Source organism: Streptomyces sp. NPDC093109 (assembly GCF_040701725.1).
In the GTDB taxonomy this organism is placed as follows: Bacteria; Actinomycetota; Actinomycetes; order Streptomycetales; family Streptomycetaceae; genus Streptomyces.
The window spans coordinates 25791-46657 of the sequence record NZ_JBFBEZ010000033.1 but is presented as its reverse complement, the minus strand read 5'-3'; the positions used below and the strand labels follow the sequence as shown (position 1 = coordinate 46657).

The window sequence follows — 20867 nt, the reverse complement described above, 5'->3', positions numbered from 1 at the left end:
GGGGCCGCGCCGGCCGCGTCTCGGTACGGGGGCCCGTACCGAGACGCGGCCGGTTTACGTCGACCGGTCGACCGGCTTCCGTCGGTCGGCTTCCGTAGCTTGGCTCCGTCGAGCGCTACCGGGGGGCCTCCCACCTCACCGTCGTACCCCGCTCGCCGTCCCCGTCCCCGTCGCCTTCATCGCCGTCGTCTCGTGAGCCGTCGTCCCGTACGCCGTTGTCCCGTACCGTCAGCCGTACCCCGTCCAGGTCTCCCGGCAGCCGGGCCGTCGCGTCGACCTCCACCTCGATCGACGTCACCCCGGACCTGCGGTGCGCGGCGGCCAGCGCGGCCCGCAGTACGGCGAGCAGCTCACCGCCCACCGGTTCGCCGACCAGGGTGTCCACCGGGCCCGTGAACCGTACGGACGGCCGGAAGCCCAGCAGGACCGCCGCGCCTCCCGTCTCGCGCAGCACCTTGCCCCGTACGCTCGTCGGTCCGTCGGCGGGCGGCTGCTGGAGCGCGAAGATCGTGGTGCGCACCTCCTGGATGGTGGAGTCCAGCTCGTCCACGGCCCGGCCGAGCAGCCCGTCGAGCTCCGTGTCCGCCACCCGCCGCCGCGTCGACTCCAGCATCATCTCCGTGGCGAAGAGCCGCTGGACCACCAGATCGTGCAGATCGCGGGCGATCCGGTCGCGGTCCTCGAACACCGCGAGCTGCTCCCGGTCGTGCTGCGCGTCCGCCAGCACCAGCGCGAGCGCCGCCTGTGACGCGAACTGGGTGGCCAGCAGCCGGTCCACACCGCGGTACGGGCGGCCCCCGCGCTTGCGCGGCAGGGCGAGCGTGCCGATCAGCTTGCCGCCGCTCTGGAGCGGCAGCATCATGCTCGGGCCGAACCGCGACCGCACATGCGTGGTCATCCGGGGATCCGTGGACGAGTCCTCGATGAACACCGGCTCACCGCCCAGGAGTTGGACGAGTACGGGGGATCCTGGCTCGATGGTCGTGCCGACGATGTCGCCGGGGTCGTCGACCGTGGACGCGGCGACGATCTCCATCCCGCCCTCGGCGGTCGGCTGGAGGACCACGCCCGCGAACGCGTCGGCGAGCACCCGGGCCGACTCGGCCACCGTCTCCAGCGCGTCCACGGCGTTCCGGCCGGTCAGCAGGGCGGTGGTGACGGCGGCGGCGCCCTCGATCCAGCGCTCGCGCTGCCGGGCCGTCCCGTACAGCCTGGCCGTACGGATCGCGCCGGCGGCCTGCGCGGCCAGGACGCGCAGCAGGCTCTGGTCCTGCTCGGTGAAGGAGCCGGTCCGCTTCTCCGTCAGATAGAGATTGCCGAAGACCTCGCCGTCCAGCTGGACCGGGACCCCGAGGAAGGAACGCATCGGGGGGTGGCCGGGCGGCACCCCGCGGGAGCGCGGATCGGTGGTCAGATCGTCGAGCCTGATGGGCCCCGGCTCCTCGATGAGGGCGCCGAGGAGCCCGGTGCGGCCGTCGGGCAGCCGGCCGATGCGGTGCCGCTCGGTGTCGCTCAGCCCGGCGGTGAACAGCTCGGTCAGCCCGCCGCGTTCGGCATCGGCGACGCCGAGCGCGCCGTACCGCGCGCCGATGAGTTCGGTGCCGGTGTCGACGACGTGCTGGAGCGTGGCGCGCAGTTCGAGGTCCATACCGATGCCGAGTACGGCTTCGAGCAGCCGGGGGAGCGGGGGCGGCGGGGCCTCCGCGCCGTCGTCCTGATCGCCGTCCGCGCCATCCCCGCCGCCCGTACCGCCCGCGTCGCCCTTCACCGGGCCGGCCTCAGTGCGCCTCGGCCAGCGGGTCAAGGACCATCGGCCTGACCTTGCCCTCCAGCATCGCCCCGATGCCCAGGACGGCACAGATGTCGGGCCGGTCCGCGATCGCCACCGGCACACCCGTCGCGTCCCGCAGCATCTGGTCGAGGCCCGGCAGCAGCGCGCTGCCGCCGACCATCATGATCCCGCGGTCCGCGAGGTCGGCCACCAGATCGGGCGGGCAGTCCCGCAGCACCTTGCCGATGCCGTCCAGGACGGCGGTCAGCGGGGTGTAGATCGCGGCCCGTACGGCGGCGGTGTCCACCAGCACCGAGCGGGCGATGCCCGTCGCCACGTCCCGGCCGTGGATCTCCGTGGTCGACGGGCCCTGCGGGTTGAGGCCGTTGCCGCTGAGCGCGAGCTGCAACGGGCGTACGGACTGGCTGGGCAGCATCAGTTCGTGCTGGTGGCGCAGGTACTGGATCACCGCGTGATCGATGGCGTTGCCGCCGATCGGGATCCGCTGCGCCGTGACGATCGAACCGAGCGAGAGCACCGCGACCTGCGTGGTCGCCGCACCGCACACCATGATCATGGTGGCGGTGGGCTGCTCCACCGGCAGCCCGGCGCCGACGGCGGCGGCGATCAGCGTGTCCACCAGCTCGACCCGGCGCGCGCCCAGACCGACCAGGGTCTCCACGGCCGCGCGCTGGGCCAGCGGGTCGCTGTCGTGCGGGGTGCAGGCGGCGGCCCGCAGGAAGGGCTTGCGGCGCAGCTGGCGGCGGAGTTTGTCGCCGATGAGATGCCGGAGCATCCGCTGCGCCATCTCGACGTCCACGACCGTGCCGCCCCTGACCGGCCGGGCGACCTGGATGTAGTCGGGGGTACGGCCCGTCATCTGCTCGGCGAGCGCCCCGACCGCGATGAGCGCGCCCGTACGGGTGTTGACGGCGGCGACGCTGGGCTCGTCCACGACGAGCCCGGCCCCCTTCACGAAGACCCGGGTCCGGGCGGCCCCCAGATCGACGGCGAGGTGACAGCGGCGCAACTGCTCAAGACTGACGGTCACGGCAGGGTCTCCCGAGAGCGCTGAGGTGGGTCACCGGCGGCGGCCGGCCCACTTCGCATCCTGCGGCCGGACGGGTCACCGCGCCCGCCGGGCTGGTCCGTACGGGCGTCCTATGCCGACGACTCCGGCCTACGCCGACGGCTCCGTCCTATGCCGACGGCTCCGTCCTATGCCGACGGCTCCGTCCTACGCAGACGGCTCCGTCCTACGCCAACGACTCCGGCCTCTCCGGCGCCCAGCGCTGCAACAGCCCCCAGGTGAACTCGGCGACCCAGCGCTCCTGATCCTGACCCTGCCCCGGGGTGAAGGCCAGCCGCAGCCGTGTCGGCGCGGTGCCCTCCATCGGCCGGGCGGGCGGGAACGCGCGGGCGACCTCGTCCACCGTGCAGGCCCAGGGGCGCAGATCCGCGGCCGTACGCAGCACGGGGCCCGCCGCGCCCGGCGCGCGGACCAGCCACTCGTTCCAGACCGCGCCGCCGGGTCCGGTCGTCACCTCGAAGCGCAGTCCGGGCCAGAGCGGTACTGGCCACAGCAGCGCCTCGCACTCCAGATCGCCGATCCGCCGCCGTACGGTGTGCTCCGGCGCGCCGAGCGCGGCGCGGTAGCGGGACAGCGCGCCCCGGGCGTGCGGCGAGCGCGCCCGCGCCTGCCAGCGCCGGTTGGCCTCGCGCATGGTGGCGAGGGAGACGCCCAGCTCGCGGCGGGCGTCGTCGACCAGATCGGGCTGGTGGTCGGCCATCCTGCGCAGCAGCACAAGCTGGAATTCGAGCGGCCCGAACGGCCCCTGGGACGTCATACGGCCATTCTGGTCACGGGAGTACGTCCTCGCCCAGCATCCGCTTGAGCAGATCCCGCAGCAGCGACCGCTCCGTGACCGAGAGCCCGGCGAGCGGCTCCCGGGCGAAGTCCAGCGTGTCCCGCATCAGCTCCGCCGTCGCGAGGCCCTTCTCCGTCGGAGCTGCCAGCTTCACCCTGCGGTCGGCCGGGTCGGGCCGCCGCTCCACCAGCGCGCGCGCCTCCAGCCGGTCCACGATGCCGGTGACATTGGACGGCTCGCACTTCAGCTGCCGCGCGATGCGGCGCATGGGCATGGGCTCCAGGGACAGCAGCCGCAGGACCCGCGCCTGGGCGCCGGTGAGGGAGTGCTCGGCGGCGGCCCGCTCGTACTCCTCGTAGTAGCGGGCCACGACGGAGCCGATGAGCTCGACCACTTCGCGGGTCAGCGGGTCTGTGCGGGGCGGTGGGGTGGCCATGGACACCAGCGTACCCGGATGCTTGACAACATGAAATATTCAGGTGCATGGTTGTTTCAGGTGATGAAGCTTTTCCGTCGAGGTGAGGCTCACCGCACCCGTCCGTCCGAGGAGGACCCGCACCCATGACCGCACTCCCCACATCCGGCCGCGCCTGGCATCTCGTCGCCCGCCCCGACGGCTGGCCCAAGCCGTCGGACGTCGCCCTGCGCGACGTTCCGGTGACCGAGCCGGGTGAGGGCCGGATCCTGGTCCGGAATCTGCACTTCTCGGTCGACCCGTACATGCGCGGCCGGATGAACGACGTGAAGTCGTACACCCCGCCGTTCGAGCTGGACCGGCCGATGGACGGCGGAGCGGTCGGCGAGGTCATCGCCTCCCGCGCCGAGGGCTTCGCGGTCGGCGACCATGTTCTGCACGGCCTCGGCTGGCGTGAGTACGCCGAGCTCCCGGCCGCGCGCGCCACCAGGATCGACGCTCCGCTCCCCGCGTACCTCGGGGTGCTCGGTATGACCGGTCTGACCGCCTACGCCGGCCTCTTCGAGACCGCGTCCTTCAAGGAGGGCGACGCCGTCTTCGTCTCCGGCGCCGCCGGGGCCGTCGGCAGCCAGGTCGGCCAGCTGGCGAAGATCAACGGCGCCTCGCGGGTGATCGGGTCGGCCGGTTCGGACGAGAAGGTCAAGCTGCTCATCGAGGAGTACGGCTTCGACGCGGCGTTCAACTACAAGAACGGCCCGGTCAGGGAGCAGCTCAAGGAAGCCGCGCCCGACGGCATCGACGTCTACTTCGACAACGTCGGCGGCGAGCACCTCGAAGCCGCGATCTCCGCGCTGAACGTGAACGGCCGCGCGACCCTGTGCGGTGCGATCGCCCAGTACAACAACACGGGCCCGACCGCCGGCCCGAGCAACCTCGCCCTCATGATCGGCAAGCGCCTGCGCCTCCAGGGCATGCTGGTCGGCGATCACTTCGGTCTCAAGGAGAAGTTCGTCCAGGACGTCTCGGGCTGGATCGCCTCGGGGCAGCTGAAGTACCGCGAGACGACGGTCGAGGGCATCGAGAACGGCTTCGACGCGTTCCTCGGTGTGCTCCGGGGTGACAACACCGGGAAGATGATCGTCACCCTGGGCTGAGCACCACCATCGTCCGCACGGCCGAGGGCCGCACCCCGATCCACCCGGGGCGCGGCCCTCGTCGCTTTGTTCGCTTGTTCGGCATTCTGGACATGGCCCGGATTTTTGGGCGAGGCATTGACGTGAATTCCTGATCGACCGTACGTTTTCGTTCGAAGTTACGGTTGCGGTTCGGCATTTCGGACGGTGGGGTGGGAGCGCGTACAGGGCCGGACCACTCTCGGTCGAAGCGCTTCCGTGTCCGTCCCGTCCCTCCCGTCCCTCCCGTCCCTCTCGTCGCTCCCCGTCCCCGTCCCCGTCCGTATTCGCCGCACAGAATCAGTTGAGGAAGCCATGACCCGATCCGCCCGCTTCACCCTGCACCCGGACTTCACGGTCGGCGAGGTGAACCCCCGGCTCTTCGGCTCGTTCGTCGAACACCTTGGCCGCTGTGTCTACACCGGCATCCACGAGCCCGGCCACCCGTCCGCCGACGAGGCCGGACTCCGTACGGACGTCCTCGAACTCGTCCGCGAGCTGGGCCCCACGGCCATCCGCTACCCGGGCGGCAACTTCGTCTCCGGCTTCTGCTGGGAGGACAGCGTGGGACCGGTGGACGAGCGGCCCCGCCGGCTCGACCTGGCCTGGAAGACCACGGAGTCCAACCGCTTCGGGCTCGGCGAGTTCATCGACTTCGTCCGCAAGGCCGGCCCCGAGGCCGAGCCGATGATGGCAGTCAACCTCGGTACGCGCGGGGTGGCCGAGGCCATCCAGCTCCAGGAGTACGCCAACCACCCGTCCGGCACGGAGCTCTCCGACCGCCGCATCGCGAACGGCGACAAGGACCCGTACGGCATCCGGCTCTGGTGCCTGGGCAACGAGGTGGACGGCCCCTGGCAGACCGGCCACAAGACGGCCGAGGAGTACGGGCGGATCGCCGCCGAGACCGCGCGGGCGATGCGGCAGATCGACCCGGACGTCGAACTGGTCGCCAGCGGCTCGTCCAACTCCACCATGGACACCTTCGCCTCGTGGGAGGCGACGGTCCTCGCCGAGACGTACGACCTCGTCGACTATGTCTCCCTGCACAGCTACTACTGGGAGACGGACGGCGACCGGGACTCCTTCCTCGCCTCGGCGGTGGACATGGAGGCGTTCATCGAGAAGGTCGTGGCGACCTGTGACCATGTCGGGGCCCGGCTGAAGTCCGACAAGAAGATCAACCTCTCGTTTGACGAGTGGAACGTCTGGTACCTGGAGAAGCCGAACCCGCACCCGGTCGAGGACTGGCAGGAGGCCCCCCGCCTGCTGGAGGACATCTACTCGGTGACCGACGCCGTCGTCTTCGGCTCACTGCTGATCGCGCTGCTCCGGCACGCGGACCGGGTGACGGTCGCCTGCCTCGCCCAACTCGTCAACGTCATCGCGCCGATCATGACCGAGCCGGGCGGCGCCGCATGGCGGCAGACCACCTTCTACCCCTTCGCCCAGGCGTCGAAGTACGGGCGCGGCACCGTGCTGGACGTACGGGTCGACTCGCCGTCGCACACCACGAAGAAGCACGGCGAGGCCGACCTGCTGCACGCCACCGCCGTCCGCGCCGAGGACGGCTCGGTCACCGTCTTCGCCGTCAACCGCAGCCAGACCGAAGCGCTGCCGCTCACCGTGGAGCTGGCCGGCCTCGGTCTGACGACGGTCGTCGAGCACAGCGTCCTCGCCGACGCCGACCCGGAGGCCAAGAACACCCTGGAGCACCAGGACCGCGTCACCCCGCACGCGGGCGAGGGCACGTCCCTGGCCGACGGCTCCCTGACGGCCACTCTGGAGCCGCTCTCCTGGAACGTGATCCGGCTGGCGGGCTGACGCCAACGGCATGGCCGGGTAAAGCACTTCTCATCGGTACGGAAACTCTGTACGGGCATGAAACGCCCACGCGGAGATCGCCATCTTTCGGGGCGAGCAGGCTGGAACGGATGATTCCGTTTCACTCGCTCACAGAGAGATGTGAACCGTGAGAAAGAGGCCCAAAGTGGAACTTTTCAATGGCGGTAGCGGCGTCCGGAACAACGGGACCGGCCGGCGCGGCGCGCGTGCGCTGCGCCGGACCGGCGTGCTGGCGCTCGGGAGCGCCGTGGTCGCCGGTTCGCTGCTGGGGGCGGGCGCCGCGTACGCCGCGCCCGCGCACGTCAAGCCGTCACCGGCGCCGGTCCCGGTGACGGGCCGGGCCGGGGGCGCGGAAGTGAGGATCGTCGACTGGTCCTCGCACGCCACGCTGAAGCCGGGCGGCAAGGCCGAGACGTTCATCCTCCGCGTGCACAACGACACCGGACACACCCTCGAACACGTCCGGTTCGGCTACAGCACCTACGCGCCCGAGCAGCCGGTGCTGAAGGAGCTCAGCCACGGCACGTGGAAGAAGGTGCCGTGGGGGCACACGCCCGAAGGGAAGCGCGGTGAGCACTCCTTCGCCGGGCTCGGCGAGCGGACCGTGAAGAAGGGCGCCACGGTCAGCGTCAAGGTCCGGGTCTCGCTGCCCAGGCACTGGGACAGGAAGGTCACCCATGTGAAGGCCGAGGCGGGCGCCGAGGGCAAGGGCTGGACCGACTTCAAGCCGGTGGACTTCAAGGTCGCCGAGGCGCGCTGAGAGCCGGTTGGAGGCGCGTGCCCGTACGGTGCCCCGGTGGAGCGCTCCACCGGGGCACCGCACGGGCACGCGCACCCGGCGAAGGACGTCTGCGTGAACCGTTGACGCGCAAGCGCTTCGACTCTAGTTTCCCGTCCGACACCGCGCGTGCGGTCCGGCATGCCGAACGGGATCCGGTTCCGCCGGCCGCGCTTTCTCCCCCCACGCCGTAAGGAGAGTCCGCGTGAGCCGCACCTCCCGCAGAACCCTGCTCCTCGCCCTGCCCGCCGCCCTGCTCCTCGCCCTCGTCCCGAGCAGCGCCTCGGCCTACCCCAACCCCGGCCGGGTCACCGGTGACATCGTCGTCCACGACCCGACCATGCTCCGCACCCCCGCCGGGCAGTACCTCCTCTACTCCACCGGCGACGGCCTCCAGGCCCGTACCTCCACCGACCGCGTCGCCTTCGGCCGCGCGGGCTCCGCCTTTCCCACCCGGCCCGCCTGGTGGTCCACGTACTCCCCGGCCAAGGACCCCTGGGCGCCGGACATCTCGTACCACGGCGGCAAGTACCTGATGTACTACGCCGTCTCGACCTTCGGCTCCAGCACCTCCGCCATCGGCCTCGCGGGCTCCACCACCGGGCAGCCCGGCAGCTGGACCGACTACGGCACCGTCTACACGTCGAACGCGAGCAGCGACTACAACGCCATCGACCCCAACCTCTTCGTCGACGACGACGGCACCTGGTGGCTGACCTTCGGCTCCTGGTGGACGGGGATCAAGATGATCCGGATCGACCCGTCGACCGGCAAGCAGTACGCGGGCGACACCACCCGCTACGCCCTCGCCTCCCGCCCCACCGGGACCAAGGCCGTCGAAGCGCCGTACCTGGTCAAACGGAACGGCTTCTACTACCTCTTCGCCTCGTACGACACGTGCTGCGCCGGCACCGCCTCCACGTACAAGATCAAGGTCGGCCGGGCCTCCCGGGTCACCGGGCCCTACGCCGACAAGAACGGCGTCGCCATGATGAACAACGGCGGCACGCCCGTGCTGGAGAGCCACGACCGCTACATCGGCCCCGGCGGACAGTCCGTCATGGCGGACACGGACGGCGATCTGCTCGTCTACCACTACTACGACGGCCAGGACAACGGCACGCCCAAGCTCGGCGTCAATCTGCTGAGCTGGTCCGGCGGCTGGCCGACGGCGTACTGACGGGCGACGCGATCCCATGACGCACACCACGACACGGAAGATGACGCGCACCACGACGCGGAACACGAGCCGGACCACGGCACACGTCGACCGGCCGCCCCCGCCCGCCTTCCTCTTCGTCCTGCTCTGCTCCGCCCTGGTCGCCTTCATGTGCTTCGTCGCGATCGTCGCGCCACCGGCCGGGGCAGCCGAGGGCCGCCCGTACACCAACCCCGTCAAGTCGCAGAAGGGCGCCGACCCCTGGATCCAGTACCACGACGGTGACTACTACCTCATCACCACGTCCTGGACCTCCGAACTCACCATGCGCAAGTCGCCCACCCTGGCCGGGCTCGCCACCGCGCCCAGCGTCCAGGTGTGGTCCGACTCCACCTCCTCGCGCTGCTGCAACATGTGGGCGCCCGAGATCCATCTGGTCAACGGGCACTGGTACCTGTACTACGTGGCCGGCCAGGGCATCACCGACTACAACCCCACCCAGCGCGTCCACGTCCTGGAGAGCGCGGGCACCGACCCGATGGGCCCGTACACCTACAAGAACCAACTGGGCGGCGGCTGGATGCTCGACGCCAGTCTCCTCACCCTCGACGGCCGCCTCTACCTGCTCGGCAGCGCGAGCGGCGGCGGTACGCAGAACCTGGTCATCGCGCCGATGTCCAACCCGTACACCCTGAGCGGCGGCTTCTCCACGATCTCCACGCCGGGCTACGACTGGGAGAGAGCGGGCGGCACGGTCAACGAGGGGCCCGAAGTGCTCCAGCGGGGCGGGAAGACGTTCATCGTCTACTCGGCGAGCGGCTGCTGGACCCCCGACTACAAGCTCGGCCTGCTCACCTACACCGGGACCGACCCGCTGAGCGCGTCCTCCTGGACGAAGAAACCCACCCCGGTCTTCTCCCGCTCCGACGCGGCGGGGGTCTACGGCCCCGGCCACAACGGGTTCTTCACCTCGCCCGACGGAACGGAGAGCTGGATCGTCTACCACGCCAACAACTCCGCGAGCGGCGGCTGCGACAACGGACGGACCACCCGCGCCCAGAAGTTCACCTGGAACGCGGACGGCACCCCGGACCTCGGCACCCCCGTCGCCCCCGGCCGCACCCTCCCCGGCCCGTCCGGCGAGAGCGCGGCCACCCCCACCGGTTACACCCTGGTCAACCGCAACAGCGGCAAGTGCCTTGAGGTGGCGGACGGTTCGACGGCCGACGGCGCGAACGTCATCCAGTGGAGCTGCGACGGCGGCACCCACCAGCGGTGGCGGATCGAGGACCTCGGCAACGACACCAGCCGGCTCGTCAACACCGCCACCGGCAAGGTCCTCGACACCGCCAACTGCTCCGTCGCCGACGGCGCCGATCTGCGCCAGTGGTCCTGGCTGAACAACACCTGCCAGGCGTTCCGGTTCGTCGTCACCGACCGGGGCGGCTGGGTACGGATCGTCGGCGCCCGCAGCGGCAAGGTCGCGGACGTCGAGAACTGCTCGACGGCCGACGGCGCCGACGTACGGCAGTGGTCGTGGCTGAACAACACCTGCCAGCAGTGGCAGTTGAAGCCGGTGAGCTGAGGGCCGGGGGCGGTCGCTCGCACGGCCGCCCCCGGCACCTCCGCCCGTACGGCCAGCCCGTACGGTCACCCCGTACGCCGGCCCTCGTGTCAGCCCGCCGCGCCCAGCAGCGCCCGGCCGACCTGCGCGAACTGCCCCTTCGGGTGGTCCCGGAAGAGCGGCTCCGTGCCGAACAGCACCACCGGCGCGCCCACCGCCGACGTACCGCTGACGACCGACGCGCGGCCCGCCGCGTCCGCCCGGCCGCCCGTGCCGTTGGCGAGCGCGCGCCAGTGGCCGGAGACCAGCGGGTCGCCCGTGGCGTACGACTGGTCGACGCGTACGCCGGAGCCCAGGGCGGTGAACCAGCGCGGCGAGTACACAAAGGCGTGCGCCGGGGCGCCACCGGTGACCGGGCCACCCGCGTTGACCACCCGCACCACACCGTTGGCGTCACCGTTGCCCGCCACCGGACGCGCCTCCAGCAGCCCGGCGGCCGTGTTGAACGCCGACCCGGCGGAACCGACCGCGACCACCCGGCCGCCCCCGGCCAGGAAGCCGTTCAGCGCCGTGCGCGCGGTCGCGTTCAGGGCGCCGTACGACAGCCCGGACGACACGTACAGCACCTCGGCCGCCGACCAGTCGAAGCCCGCGTTGAGGATCGCGGTCGACACCGGTGTCACCTCGAAGCCCATCTCGCGCAGCGCGAACTGCTCGCCGGGGGTGACGGCGGCGGCGACGCGGGTACGGTGCAAGGCTGCTGTCCCCGGCTCGCTCGCGGCGCCGAAGGCGACCCCGTACCGGCTCGCGAGTACGGTCGCCTGCGGACGTGCCGACGCCGGTACGACGGCCGAGCCGTCCGCCGCGCGCCGTACCGAAACGCCCTGCGCGAGAAGCGAGTTGAGCGCCGTCAGCTCCTTCGCGTCGTCCAGCGCGAGCCGCAGCGCGCCCCGGCCCCCGGCCACGGAACCGGTCGGCGCGGCGGCCACGACCCGGCGCCCGGCCACCGGCAGCCGCCCTGCCACCCGCTGGACCTTGTCCACGCTCGCGCCCCACAGCAGCCCGAGGCTCCACCCCGAGATGTCGTACATGGTGGAGACATCCGCGCTGATGTCACGGCCCTCGCCCAGGATCACATTGGCGAGACCGCGCTTCGGCTGACGCATGTCGACGACGTACGAACCCGCCGGATACGCGCGTCCGTCCAGCCGGAACCCGGCGGCGGCCCGCTCCACCCGTACGTCATTGGCGACCAGATGGTCCACCAGCCGCGCGGCGGCCGTCGCGGAGCGCTGACCCGCGCCCGCCGGAATCACGTACGCGCGCGGGAAGTCGGTGGTGTACACGTCCTCGGGACCGATGCCGGGCACCCCCGGCACGGTCTTCTCGGACACCGGCCGCTGCGCCTCCCCCGCCGCGCCGCGCCGGAACACCTCGATCTGGTCGGCGAGCACCGAGGTGCGGTGGCTGAGCGTGTAGTCGAGCGTCGCGCGCATCACCGCGCCCGCGATGTCCGTGTTGATCGCGGAACGCCGGCGCAGCTCCTCGGCCGGCAGGGAGTCGTACGAGCTGTTGTTGACGCGCATCGGGAACTCGACGGTGTGCGAGGCCACCGCGCCCTGGAAGGCCATGTACTGCGGGGTGAAGATGGGCGGCCAGTCGTCCCAGCCCTCCTGCTGGTCGCGGAAGGGGATGACGGGCGGCTGGACGCCGTCCTTCGCGGGCGTGTAGCCGAGGTCGTTGACCGCCTTCTCCATGCCGAGGGCGTTGGCGTAGGTGTTCTTGAGGAAGAGGTCGTACTCGTAGTTCTCGCCGTGCGGCGGGGTCGTCGGCTCGATGAGGGTGCCGTTGACGTACCCGTGCAGATCGAGCATGACGGCGGGCTGCTTGTCGACGGCGATCTGCCGCATGGCGCGGACCTCGGGCTGGGACGCGGTGATGAAGTCCCGGTTGAGGTCGAAGCCGTTGGCGTTGGCGCGGGTGCCGGCGATACGGCCGTCGGGGTTGGCGGTGACGTTGAGGTAGATCCGGTTCTTCGCCAGCAGCCCGGCGGTCTTCGCGTCCTTGGCCTTCGCCAGCTCCTCGATGAGCGCGAGGGCGGCATCGGTGCCCTCCCACTCGTTGCCGTGGATGTTGTTGTTGATGAAGACCGGGGTCTTGTACGACGACTTGACCGCCCGGTCCTTGGCGGCGGTGGCGGGGGAGTTCCCGATCAGCTCGCGCATCCGGTCCTGCTCGCGGGCCTGCCGGGCGCTCTCGGGCGCGGTGACGGTGACGAGATACAGCTCGTGCCCGCCCGCCGAACGGCCCGCGACCTCGACGCCGACGCGATCACCCAGCTTCTGGAGGGCGTTGAGCCGGGGAGCGAGCGAGTGGTACGGGGCGAGGCCGAGCTTGATCGACTTGTCGGCCGGGTTTTCGGGCGGCGCGCTCAGGACGGTACGGCGCGGATAGCCACCGTCTTTGCGGAGCGCGGGCGCGGCACTGGTGCCGGCACCGGTACCAGTGCCGGCACCGGCGGGCTTGGCCGGCGGAAGCGCGGCGGCGGTGCTGGTGCCGGCGTCCGGGCCGCCGCGTTCCCGTACCGGGTGCGGGTGCTGACGCGCGGCTGCGCCGGGGTCGGGCGCGGCGACGGCGGTCGGGAGCGGGACGAGCAGCAGGGCACCGGCGGTGACGGCGGCGGCGGTGGTGGTGAGCAGGGCGGGTCTGGAGATACGGCGGGGTGTGCGGCTGGGTATGCCCATAGGTCTGGTTCCTCCGGCTGTAGAGGGAAGCGATAGACGATGATCGGTGGCGCTGATCGTCAGGCAGGGTCTACCCGTTGTGTTCCGGAACGACCACCTCCGTATGACGGGGAGGGGTCGGCCGCGTCCGTCCCGGACGGGACCGGGGCTGTCAGAGGGCGCCGGTAGTCTGCTTGCCATGCGTCCCATGCGTGATCTCACGGCCGGATTCGGCTATCTGTTGAAGGGCCAGCGGTGGGCCGGCACCCACGGCCGCCGGTTCGGCTTCGGGCTGCTGCCCGGACTGATCACCCTGGTGCTGTACGCGGGTGCCCTCGTCGGCCTCGGCTTCGGCGCCGACAACCTGGTGGCGTGGTCGACCCCGTTCGCCGACGGCTGGTCCTCGCCCTGGCTGGGCCTCTTCCGGGGTTCCCTGACCGTGCTCGTCTTCGCGCTCGGCCTCTTCCTCGCGGTGATCACCTTCACGGCCGTCACCCTGCTGATCGGCTCGCCGTTCTACGACGTGCTGTCGGAGGACGTCGACCGCGAGGCGGGCGGCGAAGTCCCCCAGTCCGGCCTGTCGTTCTGGCACGACCTGTGGATATCCACCCGGGACAGCGTCCGGATCCTGGTCCGCGTCGCGCTGTACGGCGTACTGCTCTTCGCGCTCGGCTTCATCCCGGTCATCGGACAGACGGTCATCCCCGTCCTGGGCTTCTGCGTCTCCGGCTTCTTCCTGGCCGAGGAACTGACAGCGGTGGCGCTGGCCCGCCGCGAGATCCAGCTGAAGGAACGCCTCGTACTGCTCCGGGGCCGCCGCATGCTGGCTCTGGGCTTCGGCGTACCCCTGACGCTCGCCTTCCTCGTACCGTTCGTGGCGGTCTTCCTGATGCCGGGCGCGGTGGCGGGCGCGACGATGCTGGTGCGGGAACTGGCGCCAGTGGAACCGTCGTTGGATCTGCCCGAGCCGACTCCGGCGGCGGCGACCAGGGACGCTTCCCAGACGCATCCGATCATGGAGGGGTGAGTAAAGAAAAGGTAAATCAGGTGTGATGTATGCCATGTTTCCGCAAAGCCTTTACGTGCGCTGTTTCGGGCCTCCCTTGGGTAACTTCCCACTCTTCACATTCACTTCACGGAATGCGCAGGGTGGATCATGGGACAAGATCAGCGGTCCCTCTCCGTCGGAGAGGGGCGGATGTGGCACGAGAAGAGCGCGAGTCTGCGCTGGACAGCCGGGGCCCTGGCGGTTCTGCTGTCCGTAACGGTCATGGAGGGCGTGGCGGTTGCCGATGCGGGCGATACCGGCGCCGGGGCCTCGTCGGTGAAGGAGAGACCCGTCGACGGGGTGCGTCAGGCAGCGGATATCGCCTCGGCGAAGGTCGCGGCCCGTCTGTGGGGTGAGCGGGTCGAGGCTCTGTCGGAGCGTACGGAGACCTCCACGACGTGGGTGAACAAGGACGGCACGCTCACCACCGAACTGGCGGCCGGGCCTGTGCGGTTCGAGCATGACGGTGAGTGGACCGATGTCGATGTCTCCCTGAGGTCGGACGGTGAGGGAGGTGTAGAGGCTGCCGCGCATCCGAACGGGCTGCGTCTGGCGGGCCGTACGGGCACGCCGCCGCGCTCGCTGGAGGCGGGGCAGCGGGAAAAGGCGACGGATCTGGTCACGCTCGGGGAGGGCGACGAGCGGATTACGTTGAGGTGGAAGGGCGGTCTGCCTGAACCGGAACTTGACGGCACACGCGCCACGTACGTCGATGCGGTCCCGGGCGCCGATGTGGTCATCGAGGCGACCCGGACGGGGTTCGAGCAGTATGTGGAGATCAAGAGGCGTCCGGACACGGATGACTACACGTACACACTTCCGCTGAAGGCCGAGGGCCTGACAGTGAAGGAGCAGGCGGACGGCAGTGTGCTGTTCACTGATGAGGAGAACAGGCGCCGGGCCGTGATGCCGGCGCCGATGATGTGGGATGCCACGGTGGATCCGGTCTCCGGTGAGCACACCCGGCGGGTTCCGGTGGCGATGAAGGTGGTGGGCAAGGGCTCGTCCGTCGACCTGGTGGTGACTCCCGACGCCGGCTTCCTGGCCGATGCGGAGACGAAGTACCCGGTGACGGTGGACCCGTCCACGTCCTCCCTGAGCAACGTCTTCGACACGTATGTCCAGCAGGGTGAGACGCGTGACTGGTCCACGGACACCGAGCTGGACCTCGGTAATCCCGGCACGACCAACTCCAATGGCACACCCCGTACGGCGCGTTCGTTCATCACGTGGAATACGGCGCCCTTTGCGGACGCGCTGGTGTCCAGTGCGAAGCTGAGCCTGTGGAACTTCCAGTCGGCCAATCAGGACGACTGTGCCGCGAAGCCGTGGGAGGTGTGGTCCACCGGTGCGGCCTCGACGGCATCGCGCTGGACGGACCAGCCGGCCTGGACTGCGCGCAAGGCCACCTCGACCGAGACCAAGGGCAACCCCGCCTGCACAGCGGATGGTTGGATCAATGCTGATGTGACGAGTCTTGCGCAGGAGTGGGCTTCGGCGAAGGCCGCCAAGGGGCACATGGGGCTGCGTGCTACCAGCGAGACCACAGTCGCGCAGTGGAAGCGGGTCAACTCCGCCAACGCCGCGTCCAATCCGCCGAAGTTGGTGGTCAACTACAACTACCGGCCCCGCACGGGAATGAAACAGGAGGCCGGTCCGCCGTACTTCTCCTACGACGGTGCGTACGTGGTCAGCACCCTGACGCCCACCCTTCGGGACACCTTTGTCGACCCCGACGGTGACAAGGCGAACGGGACCTTCCAGGTCTACGACAACGCTACCAACGCCCAGGTCGGTGCCAATTACGTCTCGAAGTTCGTCGCTTCGGGGCAGCCCGCCTCGGTGACGGTCCCGGCTGGGGTGCTGGCCGAGGGGAAGACGTACAAGTTCCGTACCTCGCCGTATGACGGGACGCACTACAACACCGGCTGGTCGGCGTGGAAGACCTTCACGGTCGACACGAAGGCCCCCTCCGCGCCGACAAGGATCGTCTCGACGGACTACCCGGTGGGGCAGTGGGTCAAGGGCGAGGGCCAGGCCGGTACGTTCACGCTCACGCCCCCAGCCGCCGACCACCACTGGCTGGAATGGTCCCTGGATGGGGTGACCTGGACCAAGGTCACCACCAACGGCGCCGCGGCGGTCAGGGCGATCAGCGTCACGCCGCCAAAGAACGGCACACATGTCCTCCAGGTCCGCGCCGTGGACAAGGCGGACAACAAGTCCGAGGCACTCGAATACACCTTCCACGCCGGGGCCGGCGGCTTCGTACAGCCATCCGAGGGCGAGCGCACCGCACGCCGACTGCCACTGGTCGCCGAGGCCGACGGCACCAAGTACAACCAGGTCGCATACTCCTGGCGCCGCTCCGAGGCCGACGCCTGGGTACGCATTCCGGTGGGACAGGTGACCTCCGGCGGCACCGCCCTGTCCGCGTGGCCGGTACCGCTGGTCAACGGCAAGAACGCACCACTGGTGTGGAACGCCACTGACACCGTCGACCCGGACGGCAGCGTCCAGATCAAGGCTGACTTCACCGGCCCGGGCTCGGCGGCCTCCAGCACCGTACCGCTGACCGTCGTCGTCGACCGCAATGCCTCCGGCGCCGCCGCCAGTGAAGTGGGACCTGGTTCAGTGAACCTGCTCACCGGCGACTACACCCTCTCGGACACCGACGCCTCGTTCTTCGGGATGTCGGTGACTCGTTCCACGTCCTCCCGCACGCCCAACCAGGGTGCGAACCAGGAGGGCCAGGCGCCGATCTTCGGCAAGGAGTGGGTGGCCGGTACCGTTGCGGAGGAGGCCGATTCGGACTACAGCCACGTACGACGGGTCTCCGACACCGCGGTCGATGTGGTGCTGGACGAGGGCGACGCGATCCACTTCACCGCCAACGCGGCGAGGACCGGTTGGATACCGGAGCCCGGAGCGGAGGACTTGACACTCAAGGGCTCGGTGACCAGCACTTTTACACTGAGTGATACTGAGGGAACGGTCACCACGTTTACCAAGCCGGACGCGGCGGCGATCACCTGGCAGGTCAGCAGCGTGCTGCTGGACGGTCTGGCCAACTCCACCACGAAGACCGTCTCCGAGACGGTCACGGTCGACGGCAAGAGGCTGGCCCGCCCGAAGCGGATCATCGCGCCGACCACTGCCGCCACTACGGCAGCTTGCGAGGCCGGCCCGTCGACCAAGGGCTGCCGAGTGCTGGACTTCGTTTACGCGAGCGCCACCACCGCCACCGGTACTCAGACCGACGTGCAGTTCGGTGACTTCAAGGACCAGGTCAGCGAGATCAGGGTCTGGACCACCGCCCCCGGAGCGAGCGCGGCCACCGCGACGGCGGTGGCGAAGTACCGCTACGACTCCAACGGCAGCCTTCGCCAGCAGTGGGATCCCCGGCTGAGCCAGGCCACCCAGACCCAGTACGCCTACTACGGCGGCCGGGTCACCTGGCTGGATCCGGCGGGGCAGTTGCCGTATACCTTCACCTACGGCAACGCGGGTGCCGGAACGGTGCCTTCGGCCGGCATGCTCCTCAAGGTCTCCCGTCAGGCCCTCAAGCAGGGCACCAAGGACACCATCGAAGGTGACGCCGTCACCAGCCTTGTCTACGGTGTCCCGCTGACCGGCGCCAAGGCACCGCATGACATGGGCGCCTCCAATGTGCTGAGGTGGGGGCAGCTCGACGCCCCGACCGATGCCACGGCCGTCTTCCCGGCAGACGCCGTCCCCGCTGTGAACGACGGGGCCGATCTGGGGGCGGCCGACTACCGCCGTGCCACGGTCAACTATCTGAATGCCTCGGGCCGTCAGGTGAACACGGCCGACCCGGGTAGGAACATCTCCACCGCCGAGTACGACCGCTTCGGCAACGCCGTCCGTGAGCTGACCGCCGGCAACCGCGTCGTGGCGCTGGGCGCCACGGCCGGGGACAAGGCTGTCCTGGAGGACCTGGGGATCAGCTCCCTGTCCAGCAGCGAGCGTGCGCAGTTGCTCTCCACCACCTCGCTCTACAGCGACAACGGCATCCGGAACACCGAGACCTTCGGCCCGATGCGCCGCGTCGACCTGACCGAGGACCTCAAGGACGGCTCCACGGTCCTGGTGACGGCGGGCACTTCGGTCCCGGCGCGCGCCTGGACCGTCAACGAGTACGACGAGGGTCGTCCGACGAACGGTACGGCGACGGTCAAGGACCAGCTCACCATGACCGTCACCGGGGCGCGAGTGCGCGACTACTACTCGGTGATGGGCGAGCAGCGTGTCTCGCAGACGGTCTACGACTGGGTGAAGGGCCTGCCCACCCTGTCCATCCAGGACTCCGGCGGCCTCAGCCTCACCACCACGACCGGGTACGACTCCCAGGGCCGGGTCACCAGCCAGGTACTCCCCGGCGGCACTGGGAGCGACGCGGCCAGCCGTATCACCGTCTACTGGTCGGCGTCCGGCACCGGCTGGTGCCAGGGCCGTCCCGAATGGGCGGACCAGGTGTGCTGGACCGGCCCCGGCGGTAATATCACGGGCGGCGGGAGCCGCCCCAACCAGACGATCGACACCAGCACGGAGTACGACCGCTGGGGCAACCCCAGCACAGTCGTCGACACCGCCAACGGCGCTACCCGCACGACCAGCACCACCTACGACGCCGCGGGGCGGGCGGTACGGACCGCGGTGACGGGTGGCATCGGCCAGGCGGTCCCGGAGACCACCACCGAGTACGATCCCGCGACCGGCCAGGTCGTCAGGGTCACGTCTCCGACCGGCGGAACCATCACCAAGGAGTATGACAGGCTCGGGCGTCAGATCTCCTACACGGACGCCGACGGTGGCGTGACCAGGACCGAGTACGACCTGCTGAACCGTCCGGTCAGGGAGAGCGACTCCGTCCCCTCCACCGTCACCTACACCTACGACCACACCGTCGAACCCCGTGGTTTGGCCACCCGACGCACCGACTCGATCGCCGGTTCCTTCCAGGCCGGCTACGACGCGAACGGCTCGGTCAGCACGGAGAAGCTGCCCGGCGGGTACACCCTCACCGTTACCGAGGACACCGCCGGAACCGCCGTCAACCGCACGTACACGCGTGACAGCGACGAGCTCACGGTCTACTCCGACACGGTCACCGAGTCCGTCCATGGGCAGAACACCACGCACGCCGGGTGGTCGGACCAGACCTACCGGTACGACAAGGTTGGCCGTCTCACCTCGGTGGAGGACACGGCGGGCATGGTGTGCACGAAGCGCACGTACACCTTCGACAAGCGCACCAATCGCACCTCTCGCACCACTGCCACCGGTGAGAACGGTGAGGACTGCCCCGCCATCGGAGGCGCCACCCAGAACTCCACCTACGACAGCGCCGACCGCCTGCTCGACGCCGGTTACGTCTACGACGGGTTCGGCCGCACCACCACCGCACCGGGCAACGGCACGATCGGCTACTACGCCAACGATCTTGTCCACCGGCAGACCATCGACGGCAGGCGCCAGACGTGGCAACTGGACGCGGGCCTGCGCTTCCGTTCCTGGACGACGGAGACCGGCGGCGGCATTGACTGGGCCCTGACCGGCTCCAAGCTCAACCACTATGACGGCGATGGCGACAACCCTCGCTGGATCGTCGAGGACACCGCTACGGGTGCTGTGACCCGTAACGTCGAATCCGCTGTTGGAGACCTCTCCGCCACCACAGGCAAGGACGGCGGTACGGTCCTTCAACTCTCCACTCTCCATGGGGACATAGCCCTCCAGCTCCCCTTGGACCCGGAACAGGCTCCCGTGGCCCTGGACAGCGACGAGTACGGCAACCCCCGTGAGGGGCAGCAGCCCACTCGCTACGGTTGGCTCGGCGCCAAGCAACGCGCGACCGAGACCCTCACGGGCCTCAGCCTCATGGGCGTCCGGCTCTACAGCCCCGCGATTGGGCGCTTTCTCTCCGTGGACCCGGTCTACGGCGGGAACCTGAACGCCTACGAGTACGCTCACGCCGATCCGCTGAACCGCTTCGATCTCGATGGGAAAAAGAGCTGGTGGAAGCGGGGGCTGGCTAATCGCTATGTTCGTGGAGCGGCTATCGGGATCGCCGTCGGCGCCATATGTATAGGTAGTGCGGGAGTCGGCTGTGCTGTCATAGCCGGCGCTACCGTAGGTGCCGGGCTGGGGGCGCTCAATTATCGAGTAAATACCCAATCCCGCACCAGGAGTGGATACGGAGATGCGCTGTATCGGGGGGCGATTCAGGGGGCATTCGTCGGCGGGAGAGGTGCCATTTTCTCACGGTACTCTTACAGCCTGAAGACGAGGTACGGATACAGCGGATTCCGCGGTGGTCGGCCGACGGGGCGCCATGCGCGGGTGAAGAGGAAGTCGTACATGGGTGCATTCAAATTCAGTCAGCAGATGATCAGACACAAGCGTCACTTTGGCAGCTGGAGATAGCGCGAGACTGCCGGGTTCGGGATGCTTGAGTCCCGAACCCGGCAGTGCGCAGCTCTACCCGAAAATGCATCGGAGAA

The 20867-nt window shown here is 69.7% G+C and carries 12 protein-coding genes; 7 read left to right on the top strand and 5 right to left on the bottom strand.

What is annotated here, in order from left to right; all coding sequences use genetic code 11:
* Positions 1-115: 115 nt before the first annotated feature.
* The 4 genes from AB0389_RS27420 to AB0389_RS27405 form a co-directional block, all read right to left on the bottom strand.
* Entirely contained in the window at positions 116-1648 is a 1533-nt protein-coding gene (locus AB0389_RS27420; RefSeq protein WP_366398209.1) for a GAF domain-containing protein, read from the bottom strand.
* A gap of 130 nt (positions 1649-1778) precedes the next feature.
* Complete coding sequence (locus AB0389_RS27415) at positions 1779-2822, bottom strand: rod shape-determining protein (RefSeq protein WP_366398165.1); 1044 nt, start codon at positions 2820-2822, stop codon at positions 1779-1781.
* A gap of 205 nt (positions 2823-3027) precedes the next feature.
* A complete protein-coding gene (locus AB0389_RS27410) occupies positions 3028-3618 on the bottom strand; it encodes a hypothetical protein (protein ID WP_366398164.1) in 591 nt (196 codons plus the stop codon).
* A gap of 13 nt (positions 3619-3631) precedes the next feature.
* Complete coding sequence (locus AB0389_RS27405) at positions 3632-4075, bottom strand: MarR family transcriptional regulator (protein ID WP_366398163.1); 444 nt, start codon at positions 4073-4075, stop codon at positions 3632-3634.
* Between the two features lie 125 nt (positions 4076-4200).
* Between AB0389_RS27405 and AB0389_RS27400 the strand changes: the two genes are divergently transcribed.
* The 5 genes from AB0389_RS27400 (at position 4201) to AB0389_RS27380 (ending at position 10593) form a co-directional block, all read left to right on the top strand.
* Positions 4201-5208: an NADP-dependent oxidoreductase gene (locus AB0389_RS27400; RefSeq protein ID WP_366398162.1), complete on the top strand. Its 1008-nt coding sequence runs from the start codon at positions 4201-4203 to the stop codon at positions 5206-5208.
* Positions 5209-5541: 333 nt separating this feature from the next.
* Entirely contained in the window at positions 5542-7050 is a 1509-nt protein-coding gene (locus tag AB0389_RS27395) for an alpha-N-arabinofuranosidase (protein WP_366398161.1), read from the top strand.
* A gap of 166 nt (positions 7051-7216) precedes the next feature.
* Entirely contained in the window at positions 7217-7831 is a 615-nt protein-coding gene (locus AB0389_RS27390; RefSeq protein WP_366398160.1) for a hypothetical protein, read from the top strand.
* 223 nt (positions 7832-8054) lie between these two features.
* Positions 8055-9029 carry an arabinan endo-1,5-alpha-L-arabinosidase gene (locus AB0389_RS27385; RefSeq protein WP_366398159.1) on the top strand — a complete coding sequence of 325 codons (975 nt, stop codon included), beginning with the start codon at positions 8055-8057 and terminating at the stop codon, positions 9027-9029.
* 148 nt (positions 9030-9177) lie between these two features.
* Positions 9178-10593 carry a family 43 glycosylhydrolase gene (locus tag AB0389_RS27380; RefSeq protein ID WP_366398208.1) on the top strand — a complete coding sequence of 472 codons (1416 nt, stop codon included), beginning with the start codon at positions 9178-9180 and terminating at the stop codon, positions 10591-10593.
* Positions 10594-10682: 89 nt separating this feature from the next.
* Here AB0389_RS27380 and AB0389_RS27375 read toward each other — a convergent pair whose 3' ends face one another.
* Positions 10683-13316: a M14 family zinc carboxypeptidase gene (locus AB0389_RS27375; RefSeq protein ID WP_366398158.1), complete on the bottom strand. Its 2634-nt coding sequence runs from the start codon at positions 13314-13316 to the stop codon at positions 10683-10685.
* A gap of 187 nt (positions 13317-13503) precedes the next feature.
* On the opposite strand from AB0389_RS27375, the gene AB0389_RS27370 reads away from it, so the two are divergent.
* Positions 13504-14322 carry an EI24 domain-containing protein gene (locus tag AB0389_RS27370; RefSeq protein WP_366398157.1) on the top strand — a complete coding sequence of 273 codons (819 nt, stop codon included), beginning with the start codon at positions 13504-13506 and terminating at the stop codon, positions 14320-14322.
* 171 nt (positions 14323-14493) lie between these two features.
* A complete protein-coding gene (locus AB0389_RS27365; RefSeq protein WP_366398207.1) occupies positions 14494-20790 on the top strand; it encodes a DNRLRE domain-containing protein in 6297 nt (2098 codons plus the stop codon).
* Positions 20791-20867 lie beyond the last annotated feature (77 nt).